Annotated in this window: 17 protein-coding genes and 1 pseudogene; 9 read left to right on the forward strand and 9 right to left on the reverse strand. The window is 33.3% G+C overall.

The genetic code is table 11. The annotated features are described in order from the left end of the window. Positions 1-6: 6 nt before the first annotated feature. Positions 7-630, reverse strand: a complete 624-nt coding sequence (locus CD041_RS09010) for a TetR/AcrR family transcriptional regulator (RefSeq protein ID WP_080606499.1) — start codon at positions 628-630, stop codon at positions 7-9. A gap of 138 nt (positions 631-768) precedes the next feature. On the opposite strand from CD041_RS09010, the gene CD041_RS09015 reads away from it, so the two are divergent. From CD041_RS09015 to CD041_RS09030, 4 genes are all read left to right on the forward strand, one after another. Continuing rightward, positions 769-2,286, forward strand: coding sequence for an MDR family MFS transporter (locus CD041_RS09015; protein WP_080606498.1), 1,518 nt, complete (start codon positions 769-771; stop codon positions 2,284-2,286). Further along, complete coding sequence (locus CD041_RS09020; protein ID WP_070648344.1) at positions 2,287-3,027, forward strand: DUF4811 domain-containing protein; 741 nt, start codon at positions 2,287-2,289, stop codon at positions 3,025-3,027. Between the two features lie 85 nt (positions 3,028-3,112). Beyond that, positions 3,113-3,679 (forward strand): TetR/AcrR family transcriptional regulator, encoded by a 567-nt coding sequence (locus CD041_RS09025; RefSeq protein WP_002460519.1) that lies wholly within the window; start codon positions 3,113-3,115, stop codon positions 3,677-3,679. Positions 3,680-4,111: 432 nt separating this feature from the next. Then, positions 4,112-4,354 carry a DUF896 domain-containing protein gene (locus CD041_RS09030; RefSeq protein ID WP_080606497.1) on the forward strand — a complete coding sequence of 81 codons (243 nt, stop codon included), beginning with the start codon at positions 4,112-4,114 and terminating at the stop codon, positions 4,352-4,354. A 459-nt stretch (positions 4,355-4,813) separates the two neighbouring features. Here the strand turns inward: CD041_RS09030 and CD041_RS09035 are convergent, their stop codons facing one another. Genes CD041_RS09035 through CD041_RS09045 form a run of 3 tightly spaced genes read right to left on the reverse strand, consistent with a single transcriptional unit; the run spans position 4,814 to position 6,345 of the window. Beyond that, positions 4,814-5,191 (reverse strand): VOC family protein, encoded by a 378-nt coding sequence (locus tag CD041_RS09035; protein ID WP_002478576.1) that lies wholly within the window; start codon positions 5,189-5,191, stop codon positions 4,814-4,816. Positions 5,192-5,215: 24 nt separating this feature from the next. Next, positions 5,216-6,034, reverse strand: coding sequence for an NmrA/HSCARG family protein (locus tag CD041_RS09040; protein ID WP_002478575.1), 819 nt, complete (start codon positions 6,032-6,034; stop codon positions 5,216-5,218). 11 nt (positions 6,035-6,045) lie between these two features. Continuing rightward, positions 6,046-6,345 (reverse strand): DUF2316 family protein, encoded by a 300-nt coding sequence (locus tag CD041_RS09045; protein ID WP_002478574.1) that lies wholly within the window; start codon positions 6,343-6,345, stop codon positions 6,046-6,048. A 129-nt stretch (positions 6,346-6,474) separates the two neighbouring features. Here CD041_RS09045 and CD041_RS09050 point away from each other — a divergent pair, with 129 nt between their 5' ends. From CD041_RS09050 to CD041_RS09065, 4 genes are read left to right on the forward strand one after another with little or no spacing between them, the layout of a single operon-like run. Continuing rightward, the gene (locus CD041_RS09050; protein ID WP_002460526.1) at positions 6,475-7,032 is read left to right on the forward strand and encodes a TetR/AcrR family transcriptional regulator; all 558 of its coding nucleotides are present in this window, start codon (positions 6,475-6,477) and stop codon (positions 7,030-7,032) included. Beyond that, entirely contained in the window at positions 7,032-7,736 is a 705-nt protein-coding gene (locus CD041_RS09055; protein ID WP_070648346.1) for an SDR family NAD(P)-dependent oxidoreductase, read from the forward strand. The genes CD041_RS09050 and CD041_RS09055 overlap by 1 nt, the downstream gene beginning before the upstream one ends. Positions 7,737-7,767: 31 nt before the next feature. Next, a complete protein-coding gene (locus CD041_RS09060) occupies positions 7,768-8,769 on the forward strand; it encodes an amidohydrolase family protein (RefSeq protein WP_080606496.1) in 1,002 nt (333 codons plus the stop codon). Positions 8,770-8,814: 45 nt separating this feature from the next. Next, the gene (locus CD041_RS09065) at positions 8,815-9,651 is read left to right on the forward strand and encodes an alpha/beta fold hydrolase (protein ID WP_070648349.1); all 837 of its coding nucleotides are present in this window, start codon (positions 8,815-8,817) and stop codon (positions 9,649-9,651) included. Between the two features lie 361 nt (positions 9,652-10,012). Here CD041_RS09065 and CD041_RS09070 read toward each other — a convergent pair. Then, positions 10,013-10,866, reverse strand: a pseudogene (locus CD041_RS09070) (fructosamine kinase family protein). Between the two features lie 309 nt (positions 10,867-11,175). Here CD041_RS09070 and CD041_RS09075 point away from each other — a divergent pair. Continuing rightward, positions 11,176-12,240 carry a quinone-dependent dihydroorotate dehydrogenase gene (locus CD041_RS09075; RefSeq protein WP_002460533.1) on the forward strand — a complete coding sequence of 355 codons (1,065 nt, stop codon included), beginning with the start codon at positions 11,176-11,178 and terminating at the stop codon, positions 12,238-12,240. Positions 12,241-12,332: 92 nt separating this feature from the next. On the opposite strand, the gene CD041_RS09080 is transcribed toward CD041_RS09075, so the two are convergent. From CD041_RS09080 to CD041_RS09095, 4 genes are all read right to left on the reverse strand, one after another. Next, entirely contained in the window at positions 12,333-13,055 is a 723-nt protein-coding gene (locus tag CD041_RS09080) for an epoxyqueuosine reductase QueH (protein ID WP_002460535.1), read from the reverse strand. A 71-nt stretch (positions 13,056-13,126) separates the two neighbouring features. Then, the gene (locus tag CD041_RS09085) at positions 13,127-13,624 is read right to left on the reverse strand and encodes a hypothetical protein (RefSeq protein ID WP_002460536.1); all 498 of its coding nucleotides are present in this window, start codon (positions 13,622-13,624) and stop codon (positions 13,127-13,129) included. Between the two features lie 17 nt (positions 13,625-13,641). Further along, the gene (locus CD041_RS09090; RefSeq protein WP_002478568.1) at positions 13,642-14,142 is read right to left on the reverse strand and encodes a hypothetical protein; all 501 of its coding nucleotides are present in this window, start codon (positions 14,140-14,142) and stop codon (positions 13,642-13,644) included. A 188-nt stretch (positions 14,143-14,330) separates the two neighbouring features. Further along, positions 14,331-15,932, reverse strand: a complete 1,602-nt coding sequence (locus CD041_RS09095) for an L-lactate permease (protein ID WP_002478567.1) — start codon at positions 15,930-15,932, stop codon at positions 14,331-14,333. Position 15,933 lies beyond the last annotated feature (1 nt).

Genomic DNA, 15,933 nt, shown 5'->3' on the forward strand with positions numbered 1-15,933 from the left:
ATAGCTCTAATTTTCACTCTTTTTAATTTTTATTTGAGCACTTTTTAATTCCTTTACATTTATATTCAATGCATTGATTAAACCTTGATGATAAACTGCTGTAATCATTTGAGCAATTTCTTCTTCACTTACTTTATCTTTATATTGCGCCCAATATTCAAAAGTTTGAATAATTATAGCTATCAGATACTCCTTTCCTAACTCTAACCTAACATTCGAACTTTGAAACATTTTATTTAAGAAATCGAGTCGCTGTGACACAATTTTTCTAATCTTCATTTTAAAACTCAAAACCCCTACATTTGTTAAAAGTACTCTTAATACTTCACTATAGCAATCTAAAGCGTTGAATAATTTAATTATATTATCAGTGTCGAAAATTTCAGTTTTGTCGTCCATCAAGAACTCGACCTCCCTTTCATTTCTAATAAATTGAAGGATTTGATTTTCGATTTCAGAGAGTAATTCATATTTATCATCGTAATATCTATAGAAAGTACTTCTTGTAACATATGCCTCTGAGACAATGTCATTAACTGTAATTTCCTCAAAATTTTGCTGTCCCAATAACTTTATCAGTGCCTCTTTAAGTAAACGTTGCGTTTGTTCTATTTTTCTATTATATGCCATATTCTCATCCTTTCTTTATATTCAATATAATACATTTTAAGACGCAGTGTGTCATTTTATACAATATAGTTTATTTTGTTCTCCTTTTTCTCTAAAAAAGTTGTTACATTAATCCAGTAACTTTAAAGGAGGAATATTATGTCAGAGAATATTAATACTCAATTTGATTTAGATGAACACGGTAAATCTTATAGTAAATTTATGGTAATGTTTGTTATATTACTTGCGACGTTTGCGGGAGCTTTAATGCAAACGTCACTAGGGACAGCATTACCAACATTAATGAAGGATTTTGATATAGATTTTAGTACGGCACAACAAGCTACTACATGGTTCCTATTAGCTAACGGTATCATGGTCCCTTTGTCAGCCTACTTAGCTACGCGTTTTTCAACTAAGTGGTTACATGTCATTGCATATGCCATTCTCTTAGTAGGCTTAATTCTAACTGCGATTGCACCTTCCAACAGTGATTCATGGAACATATTTTTAACTGGTCGCATTGTTACTGCCATTGCCGTTGGTTTGATGTTACCTTTAATGCAAATCATTATTATTAATATGTTCCCACCTAATAAACGTGGTGGTGCTATGGGTCTTAGTGGTTTAGCAGTTGGTTTAGCTCCAGCACTTGGTCCCACATTTGCAGGTTGGATTTTAAATAAAGACCACGTTATTTTAGGTCTAACAATTAGTGACTCTTGGCGTAATATCTTTGTTTTTCCAATCATCATTGTCACCATTGCCTTTATATTAAGTTTCTTTTTTATGAAAGATGTAATCCCAAATAGAAAGATTAAATTAGACATATTATCACTGATTTTATCTTGTATAGGATTTGGGCTATTTTTATGGGGATTTTCCAATGTTTCGACAGAGGGATGGCGTAGTTTCAATTATGTAATTTTACCGCTCATTTTAAGCTTGATTATCATCGCTTGGTTTGGTTTCAGACAGTTTAAATTGGATGACCCATTTTTAGATTTACGTGTTTTTAAATCTTCAGGTTTTGTAATTGCAACAATTGGCCTTATTGTAGTCACAATGGCAATGTATGGCGTGGAAATGATGTTGCCTACGTACCTACAAAATATTCATGGTTTTTCACCATTTGAATCTGGTTTGACCTTACTTGCTGGTGCCTTAATGTTAGGTTTTATCTCACCAATTTCAGGCTCACTTTATAATAAAATAGGTATCAAGCGTCTGACATTTGTAGGATTTTTAATTTTAACATTAGCATCTTTACCGTTTGGCTTCTTATCAGATACCACTTCACCTTCACTTATATTAGTGCTCTACTCTATTAGAATGTTTGGCGTGGCATTAATGATGATGCCTTTAACAACAAATGCTATGGATGCTTTACCGACAAAAATGGGCACACATGGTACTGCTGCAAATAACACCGCGAGACAAGTGGCATCTTCAATTGCCGTTGCATTACTTACATCTATAACACAAAACATAATCAACAATAATATGCCAACAAAAAGTTTAAAAGATGCTAATCCACTTCAATATGCTGCACATGCTCAACAAGCCTCTATTGATGGTTTTAATACATCATTTTTAATCGGTGTTGCGTTTGCAGTGATTGGTTTAATCATCGTACCTTTCTTAAAAATGTATCATTCAGAAAGTAAGGAAAAATAAATGATTATATTAATTATCTTAACAATAGCTCTATTCGCATCATGGTTACTCATTCCTCAAAAGTTAAGTCGCTATATCATTGGTTCAATAGTTACTTTCCTATTTGTTGTTCAAATCATAGGTATTGTAGCGAATATGACACATCATTTTGGTATGCAAAAAGAAACGATTCACGAATCGGAAAAACGTATTTATTCAGCTGCGAATTCAAAATCACCAGCACAGATGCTTATAGCAAATGAAATTGGAAACAATTCTAACAATTATGTCATGGTATATAAAGATAACAAAGATGATACTAAAGCTACGGCTCATTTTAAACCAAAGACTACAAAAGAAGATATATCTGTATCTACTAAAAAACAGGCTTATTATGAAACATCTAATGACGATAATGCTACGTTAAAAAATACAAAAGAATATTGGGTATGGAAAAATAAATACTATCGCTATTTATTTGATTTTGGTAAAGAAGATAAAGAACTTATTAAAGAAACATCAGTTGTGACTGTTCCAGATGATACGTGGGTAGTACTTAATGCACAAGAAGCTAAAAAATTACAAAAACAACAATCAAAACTAACTAAGAATTCTCAAAAAAAGGCTAAAGAAGCTATTCAAAATAAAATAATCACATATAAAAAAGAACATCCTAAAGCATCCGATAAAACAATAAAAGCTATTGCAGAGAAGGAACAAAAACGGTATATTACACAACAAATTAAAGATATGATGAAATAAAATCGATAAGCTTGAATTTTGACAACGCTCCACTTTCAGATGATAATTTAGTATAAAGTTATTTTTGACAAGGGAGGTGCTAAATGTGCCTACAACCAAAGTTGATCCACGTATTTTACGTACTAAAAAGTTGCTAGTAGAATCTTTTCAACAAGTGTCTCGCGAGAAAAAGATGTCTCAAATCACTGTAAAAGATATTACCGAACGTGCAACGGTAAATCGTGCCACATTTTATGCTCATTTTACCGATAAATATGACATTTTAGATTACACTTTATCTGTCACGATTCTAAAAGATTTAAATGATGCTTTAACGATTTCTGAAATTGTTAATGCGTCGGTTATCTCCAATTTGTTTATCACTATCGCACAATACATGATTGAAGTACAGGACTCATGCAAGATGAACAGTGAAACATTTTGTAATCAAGCGCATAAACGCATTCATAATGAATTGGAAGATATTTTTACGATTATGCTGCGTAACAGTTATCCACAGCAAGACATTGATGTTCTTGCTAGTAGCGCAAGCTTTTTAACTGCTGGCTTATGTGGACTTGTTAGACATTGGCTTGATACAAGCCAACTTTCTGCCGACGACTTTATTGACAAGAATCTTCCTTTTCTACTCCATCACATCACACATCTTTAATTAAGTAAAAGCGTCAAGAACATAAACGTTTCTAAAAGACTGAAGCTATCCTTTAGCAAGACAATCGTGCGAATTATTGAAAATAGAAGAAGCGCAAAGAGTTTTTTAATTAAAAATCCTCTTTGTGCTTTTATTTTGAGATTTTTATCCCAACCTGTTCTTTTATATTTTATTTACGAATGCTATACAACACCTTTAGGTATATGTCGTTTAAGCTACAAATGATATAAGCATGAAAGTTGCACATTGTTTCCTTCACATGTATAGTATATCTAAACAACATATGTCGTTTAGAATATAAGTGTTGTTTTTAGTAAAAGTATATGAGGACGAACACAAATCATATTTTTTAAGATTCACAAATAATGAGCAAGATTTAATAGATCTTATTGTGCCACATTTTACAACACATACAAATTAGGAGGACAAATAATGAACAATTTATTAGAAAGAATTAATCAATTAGCAAACAAAGAAAAAGTACAAACACTTAGTATAGAAGAAAAACAAGAGCAACAAGCTTTAAGACAAGATTATTTAGCCATGATTAGAGGACAAGTCCTTCATACATTTTCTACTATGAAAGTTCTAGACCCTCTTGGCCAAGATGTTACACCTGATAAAGTATATAATCTCAGAGAACAATACGGTAATATTCAAGAAAATGAATCATAGGGAATGAATAATCTATAGCAAACCTAATATAATAAAATACAAACTGAGACATAACTCTTAAGATGATGGGAGCGTGACAGAATTTATTATGAATTCGTAGTACCGCTCCCATTTTTATATTCAACACTACATATTTTACTTTCATGTTCCTAGGGATGGCGTCTCAGATGTATCACTATAAATACGTCGCATTTATATGTAATTTCACATCAACATACTTTTAAAAAATAAGGCCCTTTCGTATCATTTAATAAATATCACTAAACTAAATGAACGAGGTGCCTTATGTATAAAAGCTATCATATGATTCAATTTAAACTACCAAAACTACTAATAGAAGCTTTAATTTTAATCCGTTACATCAACAATCTATACTGCTTTTATTTTATCGCATATATACATCATCACTTTAATGATCTATAAATTACTGTTTAAACTTTACTCTATACATTCTTTTTGTTAACAAACTAAGAAATTATATTTATGACCATCTGGATCTGCAAACATTGCACCATAATAACCTTGATAGAAACCTGGTTTATCAATGATAGTCCCACCTGCTTGTTCAACCTTTTGTACTAATACATCTACTTCACTATTTGTCTTGACACCAAGAGAAATAATAACTTCATTAGGTTGCGCTAAAGTTTTATCATGAGTGATATTTTCGAAATGATTATTTTCAATCAGAATAACAATCGTTTCACCAATTGAAATACCTACCATCTTATCTAACATATCTGGATTTTTATTAATTTTAAATCCTAAATTTTCATAAAATTGCTCACTACGTTTTAAGTCTTTTACATGTAAATTAAACCACATTGATTGCATCATATACTTCACCTCATTTTTAAAATTTTAAAATCCAGCTTTATCTATCCACTGTTGTAATGATAATTGTTGTGGATTTATATTCTCCATTTGATTGAAATCAATTTCGTACCCTTTGTCTTCTAACCATTCTCGTTCAGCTGTACCACTTGAATATGAACCCTTAATTTGTGCTGGCTTCCCAGTCACTGTTGCAAATGTTTTAACAACTTCTTCTAATGTTCGTTCATCTGAAGCAATCTCGATAGCACGGTGATTAAACTGTTTTGTATTTTTAAAAATATGTGCTGCAATTTTTGCAATATCAATAGAAGAAATCATCGCAAATTTAACAGCTTTATTTATAAATTCTGGAATGTAAATGACTCCATCTTCTACAGTGATAATTCTCAAGAAATTATCCATAAAGAAAGCTGGCTTAATAATTGTATAATTTAATGGACTGTTTTGAAGTTCATTTTCAATCTGTGCTAATGCTTCAAAATGAGGGCCCGTACGATTACGATTCACACCGCCAGCTGTACTATAAATAATATGTTCAATACCTTGTTGATAAGCTGTATTAATTATCATTTTACCTTGGCGTATTTCTTCAGTCACATTATCGAGTATAATTGGCTGCACACTATAGACACCAAATTGATCTTCCATCGCTTGTTTTAAGCTATCTAGGTTCCCCAAATCCCCTTCAAAAATTTCTAAGTTTTTATGTTTAATTGTAGTAAGTTTGTCATTTTGTTTATTGCGTGTATAAGCACGGACTTGCCAGCCCTCATGTAATAATTGTTTGACTACAGCATTCCCTTGTTTACCTGTAGCTCCAATAACTAAAATACTTTTCTTCATCACTTATCTCCCTACTGTAAGAACCAGTAATCTTCTTTTTCACCTTTTAAATATGAATATGCTTTTGGCTCGTTACCATTTTGTCTTATATTTTCATTTATTAAATCACGCACATCCCAAACTAAGTGAATAAATGTATGTAATTTATTTCCAAAAATACCATTGGGTGCATGCATATCTAATACATTTCTTACTTCAGCTGCAGAAATATTTAATGTCTGTGCAAGTGCTTCAATAGTTAGTGTTGATTGATGAAAATGTGCTTTAAGTTCAGCGCTCGTCACGCGTCTTTGTTCTTTATTTAATGACAATACTCATCACCCTTTTCTAAAATTCAATGCGTTTAAACCTAAATTATTGAACTTCTAATTAATACGCTTTATAATAAACGGAGCGTTATCCGTTTGTCAATAATAAAAATTTTTAATGAGGTGACATGATTGCGTAAAGATGCACTTAAAAATCGACAGCGTATAGAATCCAAGGCACTTGAATTATTTAATGCAGAAGGTGTTGAACATATCAGTATGAATCGCATTGCTAAAGAATTAAATATCGGTATGGGCACACTCTATCGCCATTTCAAAGATAAAGGTGATTTATGTTATCACATCATTGAACATGATTTTGATGATATTATGCAAGATATGTTAACCATTAAACAACAATACACGTCAGCACGTGATATTATGCAATATTCACTTGATATATTTTTAGCTTTTAAAACGGATAAAAGTGATTTACTCAATTGTATTGAAGGCAACGACAACACTAAATTATTCCGTGATAGTAACTTTTTCAAAAATTTGAATCAATTTTACTTTGAATTATTTTATGATTACAACGATACATCATGGGCTATATTCAAAACAGATATGTTTTTAAAATCATTAACAACCACAACGTTTGAATTTCAAAAATCTGAACGACAATTATCGAACGAAACATTTCGCGATAACTTAATTAAATTATATTTACCTAACGAGGTGACAAAATAATGAAAAGAATTGTATTAATCACTGGCGGCAATAAAGGATTAGGTTTTGAAACAGCGAAAGTTTTACAACAAAAAGGCTACAACGTGTATATAGGTTCACGCGATGCTGAACGTGGACGACAAGCTGCAGATGAACTCGGTGTCAAGTACGTCCAACTTGATGTTACAGATGATATTTCCATTCAACAAGCATATCTTCAAATTCAAGATAGAGAAGGACGCCTAGATATTTTAATCAACAATGCTGGAATTTCAGGTGGCTTCAAAAAACCTGCAGATTTAACTGTTAATGACGTGCAACAAGTCTACAATACAAATGTCTTTGGCATTGTACGTATGATGCATACTTTTATCCCACTCCTTGAAAAGTCAGAACAACCTGTCGTAGTCAATGTTAGCAGCGGTTTAGGTTCATTTGGTATGGTAACCAATCCAAACACACAAGAATCAAAAGTGAACTCCTTAGCATACTGTTCATCTAAATCTGCGGTGACAATGATAACATTGCAATATGCAAAAGGCCTTCCACATATACAAATTAACGCAGCAGATCCTGGCTCAACGAATACTGATTTGGTGGGAGACTTTAGTAACAATGCAAAACCTGCTTCAGAAGGGATTATTCCTATCGTAAAACTTGCAACAATTGATAAAGATGGTCCAACTGGTACATTTATTGATAGCAACGGCTCAATGCCCTGGTAGAATTAATCATTTTTTATAGGAAGCTTTTAAATTGAAAAGCATTAATTTTGAAGAACATTATGTTATTGAGGATATTCAACAAGAAACAATGAAATATATGTCACCAGATCCAAATGGTGTACCGCTAAAAACGATGCTTGACGGACTTGCACTAAAATCGGGTTTCACAGATGCCGATAAACTGTCTTATCACGATAAACGCATTGGTTTTATGGATAAACATGATGTTCAAATGCAAGTTTTATCGTATGGCAATGGTTCAACTTCAAATTTACAAGGAGAACGTGCTATTGATTTATGTCAACAAGCAAATGATACCCTAGCAGATTATATTAAACAATATCCTGAGCGTTTTGTTGGCTTTGCAACATTACCGATTAATGAACCTGAAGCAGCAATTGAAGAACTTAAACGTTGTATAACAGAACTTGGCTTTAAAGGTGCGCTTATAATGGGACACCCTAATGGCGGATTCTTAGATCAAGATGCGTACGAAGGTCTGTTCGCTGCAGCAGAAGAATTAAATGCACCGATATACCTACACCCTTCACCTGTACAAAGTGATGTTTATCAAGCTTACTACAAAGGAAACTATCCAGAGGTCACTGCAGCAACATTTGCATGTTTCGGATATGGCTGGCATGTAGATGTAGGTATTCATGCCATTCATCTCGTACTATCTGGCATATTTGACCGATATCCTAATTTAAATATCATTATCGGGCATTGGGGAGAGTTTATTCCTTTCTTTTTAGAACGCATGGATACCATACTAGTTGCTGAGCATTTGGCACATCCGATTAGCTATTATTTTAAAAACAATTTCTATATTACACCAAGCGGTATGCTAACTAAACCACAATTTGATTTAGTCAAAGCTGAACTAGGTGTAGACAGAATACTCTATTCAGCGGACTATCCATATGTTGAACCTGAAGAATTAGGTACTTTTTTAAGTGATTTAGGTTTAACTAAAGAAGAACAAGAGAAAATTAGTTATACAAATGGTGCTAAATTATTAGGCATAGAATAATTTATATTAGATATAAAACTATAGATTAATTTGGAGGGTTTATATATGGAAACATTAAAATTACAAGGTGCTAAATTACGCTATCATAAAGTGGGCAACGGTCCTTTACTTATTTTGATACCTGGTGCAAATGGTACAGGTGATATCTTTATGCCACTCGCGCAACAGTTAAAAGATACTTTCACAATAGTGGCTGTTGATCGTCGTGGTTATGGAGAAAGTGAATTGACAGAACCTCTACCTGATGAAGCAATTAATCCTAATAGTCGCTACCGTATTAAACGCGACGCACAAGATATTGCCGAATTAGCAAAATCACTTAGTAATGAACCCGTCTACATTTTAGGTTCAAGTTCCGGTTCAATTGTTGCCATGCATGTGTTAAAAGATTACCCTGACATCGTTAAACGTATTGCATTTCACGAGCCTCCTATTAACACCTTCTTACCAGATGCTAAATATTGGCAAGATAAAAATGCAAAAATCATTGATGTTGCAATAAATGAAGGTATGCCACAAGCGATGAAATTATTTGGTGAAACGCTGCATATTAGCCAATTAGATGCTGAATATATGTCTAAACCTGCACAATCATCAGATGATGCTGAAAGCAAAAAAGTATTCGAACAAATGATGAATTGGTTTAAATATGAAATACGACAATATACAGAATCCGATATTTCTATTGAAGATTTCAACAAACATAAAGAACTTATTACATTATTAAATGGCACTGATTCAAAAGGTTCATTCCCTCAAGACGTAAACTTCTATATTTCTAAACATACCGGAATCGACATCATTGATATTCCAGGTGGTCATTTAGGTTACGCACAAAAACCTGAAGGCTTTGCGAATGTCTTACGTGAAATGTGGGGCTAAGCACGGCAATAATAGTCCAGTGTTTAAATTATGAAACAGACTAAGTTTTCATTCTTGAAAATATACTAAAATAAAAATCTGAGACAAAAATATCTCTGATAAGCTAAAGAAAGGGACGGGACAGAATTCATTATGAATTCTTAGTCTCGCCCCGGCAAGGTTGACTAGGATTGAAAAAGCTTGCTATAAACGTATTTTTAATCCAGTCAACTACTGCCAATATAGAGTTCATAACTTAAAACATAATTATGTCCGAGTCTCTTTTTCATTATCCGCTATGAATTTAACAATATCATTTACATATCAACAATATCATTAATTACAAATTAAAATAGATATTGCCATTGATTGTTGAAGTTGTCTACTTTAATATTTCAGCCATTGAGCGATTCACACTATTCGCATACATTCCACCAAATTTTAATAAATGAACCATAAATAAATATAATCTGTAAAATTCAACCGTTTTTCTGCACCTTTTGCCATAGGATAGTGTTTGGCATATTCATCATAAAATTCATCCGTAAAACCACCGAAAACTGTTGTGATGCCTAAATCGAACTCTCTATCTCCATATAACGGTGCTGGATCAAAGAGCGCAGGACGTCCATCAGTTAAAAACATATAATTGCCACCCCATAAATCTCCATGTAAGAGTGATGGCTTACTTTGATGTGCTTCTAACTCATTAATCATCACCATGCGTACTTGTTGATACACCTTATCTTCTTCTTCATTCCATAATCCTTTGTGCATGAGCTCGTCACGTAAATGATCCATACGACGTGCCACAAAAAGTTCTATCCACGAATCCGTCCAAGAATTGTCAAATGAAATATCGCCACCTTCATGAGGTAAATCAAACCCAAATTGGCCATTAGATTGTTGTTCACTATGCATTTTAGCCACTAATTGACCTAATTCACGCTGACTCCCTGTACGCCCTTCATCTAAATAACTCAAAATTAAAAAAGCATCTCCATTAATGCTGCCATTATCTATTACACGTGGCGCTGTAATGTCTGCAGCTTCGAAAGCATTGAGTCCTGCTATTTCAGCTGCATAAAATGATTGATCGCGATTGCGTTGTACAAGTAAGAAATACGTACTATCTTTTGTCGTCACTTTAAATGCCTCATTCACATCCCCACCACTTACAGGTGCCACATCTCGAATATTATCTAAAGGTAATTGATCTATCCATTGTTGATTCATATACATACTCCTTTCATTTATATCCTATTTCCTTTTTTGTGCCTTCTCAATCACCGTACTACTCTATAAAGTCATACCCTTTCGATTTAACTTTACCTCATTTGGAAGTTTTTATTGTAAAAAATACATTTTTTATTCTCTTTTTAATAATGTATCAAACATTTGAAAAAATCATGGCAAAGTATTGAACTTCTATATTTTGGCTTTGAAAAACAAACATAAAGTGCTAGTCTATTATAGAAAATGTTATTTTCAATGCTATTAATTGAGGATAGAAAGCCTCAAATACAATGAAAAAGGAGCATTACTATGTACAAATTAATCAAACCCCTGTTATTTAAAATTGAGCCGGAAAAAGCCCATGGTTTAACTATTGACGCGCTCAAACTTTTACAAAAAGCACCATTTATCTTTCCTATTGTCAAAAAACTTTTCGTGTACGAAGATCCCTCATTGAAACAAACGATCCAAGGTAATACTTACGACAATCCTGTAGGTCTAGCACCTGGCTTCGACAAATCATGTGAAGTGCCTAAAGCTTTAGAATACCTTGGTTTTGGAGCCTTAGAACTTGGTGGCATCACACCGAAACCTCAAGATGGTAACCCGAAACCACGGATGTATCGTTTACTCGAAGATGATGCCTTAATCAACCGCATGGGTTTTAATAATATCGGCATGAATCGTGCTTTATTTAATATACGCCGTCATGCTTATTCTATTCCTGTAGGTTTAAATGTAGGTGTTAATAAGACAACTCCTTATGAAGAACGTGATCAGGACTATATCAAAGTCATGGATACATTTAAGGCAGATGTTGACTTTTTTACCGTAAATATCAGCTCACCTAACACAGAAAATTTACAAAGCTTCCACGATAAAGATGAATTTACAATGCTCTGCAACGCATTAAAGGAATTTAAAGCTCAAACAGATATTCAAGTTCCTATCTATTTAAAATTAACTTCAGATTTAAATTTAGATGATTTTAAAAATATATTACCTTCAATCACAGAAACATTTGATGGAATGATTTTAGCGAACACAACACGACGTCGAGAAGGCTTATCTTCTGATAATAAAAACGAAGAAGGCGGCTTGAGTGGTAGACCATTATTCAAACGTAATTTAGAGCTTGTCAAATGGGCATATCAACAAACAAAAGGTCAATTTCTAATCATTGGTACAGGTGGTATCTTTAGCACAGATGATGCCATTCAAATGATGCGCAATGGTGCTTCCCTAATACAAATTTATTCATCATTAGTGATTGAAGGCCCCGGCTTAACTAAAAAAATCAATAAAGGCATCGCTCAATATTTAACTAAAAATAATTATACAAATGTTAAAGATATCATTGGCTTAGATGCCTAAAATTTAAAATCAGCAATATTTATCGGGAATCGAGATAAATACTGCTGATTTTTCTTTATTTTGATTAAAACTCAACTTAGTATCAATTCACTCTAAGATTGATACTGTTCTAAAAAAGCTTTAGCCTCTTTATTAACTTCTTTAAAATCAATGCCTTGACGCATTGCAGCAAAGACACAACCACAATAACATTGTCGATAAACGTTATAATCTCTACACATTTCCAATGACCGTTCATATCCTTTATTCTTTTTAAAGTCACTTGGTAAATAGTACACATCATAGGCTTCTTGTACTTTCATGCCTAATTCATTAATTAATTGCGCGTTTTTCTTAGGTGACAGCGTTAATGCACTACCAAAATAATTATAGCCAAACCGCTGTGCTGCATCGGCAACAAGGTCTAAACGCATTTCAAAACATGCTGAGCATCTCAATCCGCCTTCTGGTTCATCCATTAAGCCACGTGATTTAGCCATTTTCATAAACGTTTGTGGTTCATATGGCGCTTCAATATATTGAACATGATTGCCAGTCCGTTCATTAAAATCTGCAATAAATTGTTCTTGTACTTTCGCACGTCTTAAATATTCATTTTTAGGATGAATATTGGGATTAGCAAAATAAACACCAATATCTGCAAATTGCGTTAAATATTCTAACGTATACGTGCTACATGGCGCACAACAGCTATGTAACAAAATTTTCGGTTTTTGCTCCGCACGCTTCCATTGCTGTATTAACTTTTTCAAGACACGGTCATAGTTAATTTTTTGATTTTTCATTTTTAATACAATTGGTTCAGCATCTATCATAAAAAGCCTCTCTCGTTCTTTAAAATATAGTTTAATTATATAATATCGAACACGAGAAAGGCATACAATATTTAATATTCTTTTTTTATTTTGACGACTCTCATAATATACATCAAGATACCCATCACAATACCACCAACGATATAATTAATTGGGTTTCCACCATAGGTCTTTATCCCACCTACGGCATCAAATAATAAATCTAGTCCAAAAAGAGCTAAACCAAAATAAATAGCAAATCCTATACAAATTACAGCATATTTCTTAATTAAGTGACGATATTCAGCCTTAGAATTAACTCGCGAATGGTCTAAACCACCTTTTCCCATTATGACTAAAGAAATTATGTTTAAACCAAAAAATAAAATAAATACAGCAACATGTGTCATCATTATTTGTTGTGTGTGTATTATATCTATCACGCTTAATAAAAGTAGCAATGCTATTAATATTGTAGTAATCATGTACATATTAGCTAAACGCTCATTCAATTGAATTTTTTCGCGTTCATCTTTGTCAGTTGAGCTATTCGTAAACCACTTAATTAAAAAGTCATTTAAACGTGACAACGTCCTTCACCTCTATATTAATAATCCTTACGAACTTTAGATTTAGCAAAGAAATATGCAAGTACACCAAATACTAGTCCCGGCAAGATATTCTTACTTACAGCAAACCATACCGTTACATCCGTATCGTTAAAAAAGCGAAATACCATGTCAAATAACGTTGTTAAAGCTCCAAAAAAGAACCCTCCAACTACACTTTGTCGTTTTAATTTTTTAATGAGCTGGACATATTCTTTATCAGAATAAACGGTTAAATCGTCTAATTTTTCTTTTCGCATTAATACGAGAGTTTGAATATTGATAATTAAAAATACAATCGTGATTGCCATAGTTAGCACTGAAATGGTGTCATGCATCGCATCTAAAATGACACCTAATAGCAATAAACAAAATAATAAAACATATGCCGTTAGAAATACAGTCGTAAATTTAGCATTGATTATGGCAATTTCACGTTCATCTTTGTCACCTATCGTACCAAGAAGACTATTAATCATTTTATTTTTGAATTTGTTCATATGCTTACTCACCCTTATTTATTATCCTATGTGTCAAATATAACCGACATCGTTAAGTATGTCAAATATAAATGACACTATTATTAAATAATAATTTGCATTTTCTTCTTCCATTACATGATATTAACTTGAATAAGCTAAAAAACAGCTATCTGATCTACATCGTGTCAGATAGCTGTTACTATATTTTAAACAAATAGGCTCAACATAAATGTCCAAATACAAGCAAAGATAAGTAAACCTATACTAAAACGCATAGCCATTTTCATCAATTCAGACTCTTTACCGACTTTATTAACAGCCGCTGTGGCTATAGCAATTGATTGAGGAGATACTATTTTAGCTGTAACTCCACCAGCGACGTTAGCCGCAACTAAGAGCGAGCCTTTTGTACCTATTTGTGTTGCTACAGAAGCTTGAATAGGTGCAAATAATGAGTTGTTATTCACCACTGAACCAGTCATAAACACACCAATCCACCCTAGGACTGGAGATAGCAATGGGAATATTGCACCTGTTTTAGCAATACCTTGACCCATAGCGTTACTCAAACCGCCATATGTCGTAATTTTAGAGACAGCCAAGATAAAGCAAATTGTTAATACAGAAACCCACAATTCTTTAACTGTCACTCCTAAAAGTTTGCCTGCAGTTTTAAACGACATGTGCTTAGCAATTAAGATGGTAATGATAGCCGTAACTAATATTGCAGTACCAGTTTGTGCAATAAAGTTAAACGTCAAAACATTGGGATGATGTGTCACATTATTCATCGTACCTGGAGCATTGAAGTTAACAACAAGGGCACTTAGTGCACCACCTTTTTCAAATAGTGCTTTAAATGCTGGTAAGCTCCATACCATAACAATAACGGTCAATATAATGAAAGGACTCCATCCATAGACAATTTGCTTAATTGAATGTTTCTCAACCTTGCCGACCGCTTCATTATCTTCAAGTCTAAAGATATTTTTAGGTTGAAATTTACGTGAGAATAATGCAAGTGCAACCATAGCACCTAAGCCTGGGATGATATCAGCTAACTCAGGGCCAGCAAATGCTGCAATCAATACTTGTAAACCGGTAAATACAGATGCGGCTATTAATGTAGCTGGAAACGTTTCTTTAACACCTTTGAGACCATCAATAATAAACATTAATAAAAACGGTACAAAGAAACTAATCAAACCTAATGTTAAATTACCAATTAATGCAACTTGTGATGCTTTAACACCACCTGCTAAATTTAGTGTATCTGTAATCGCAATAGGAATACCAACAGCACCATAAGCACCAGCTGCTGCATTAGCAACTAGACAATACATAGCTGCTGGCAATGCTTTGAAACCTAGTTGCATTAACAATACGGCACAAATGGCAATCGGTACACCGAATCCAGCTGCACCTTCTAAAAACCCATTAAATAAGTAACCAATAAGCAGTAATTGAATACGTTGGTCTTGTGAAATACTTGCAATACTATCTTGGACAATATTAAATTGTCCACTTTCAGTTGCAATTTTATAAAGCCATACCGCCATAATAACAATAAAGCCAATTGGTATAATACCTTGATAAAATCCTTCAAATGTTGCGCCTCCCGCAATACGTGCAGGTAATTTGAAGCATATCATTGCTACCAATGCAGTGACAATCAGTGTTGTCAATGCCGCATAAACGCCTTTCATTTTAAATACTGTTAAACACAGCAGGAATAAAATAATAGGCACTGCCGCTACAATTGCTGAAATCAGCATATTATTAAACGGATTGAAACTTTCAACTAACATC

Source organism: Staphylococcus lugdunensis (assembly GCF_002901705.1).
GTDB classification, from domain to species: domain Bacteria; phylum Bacillota; class Bacilli; order Staphylococcales; family Staphylococcaceae; genus Staphylococcus; species Staphylococcus lugdunensis.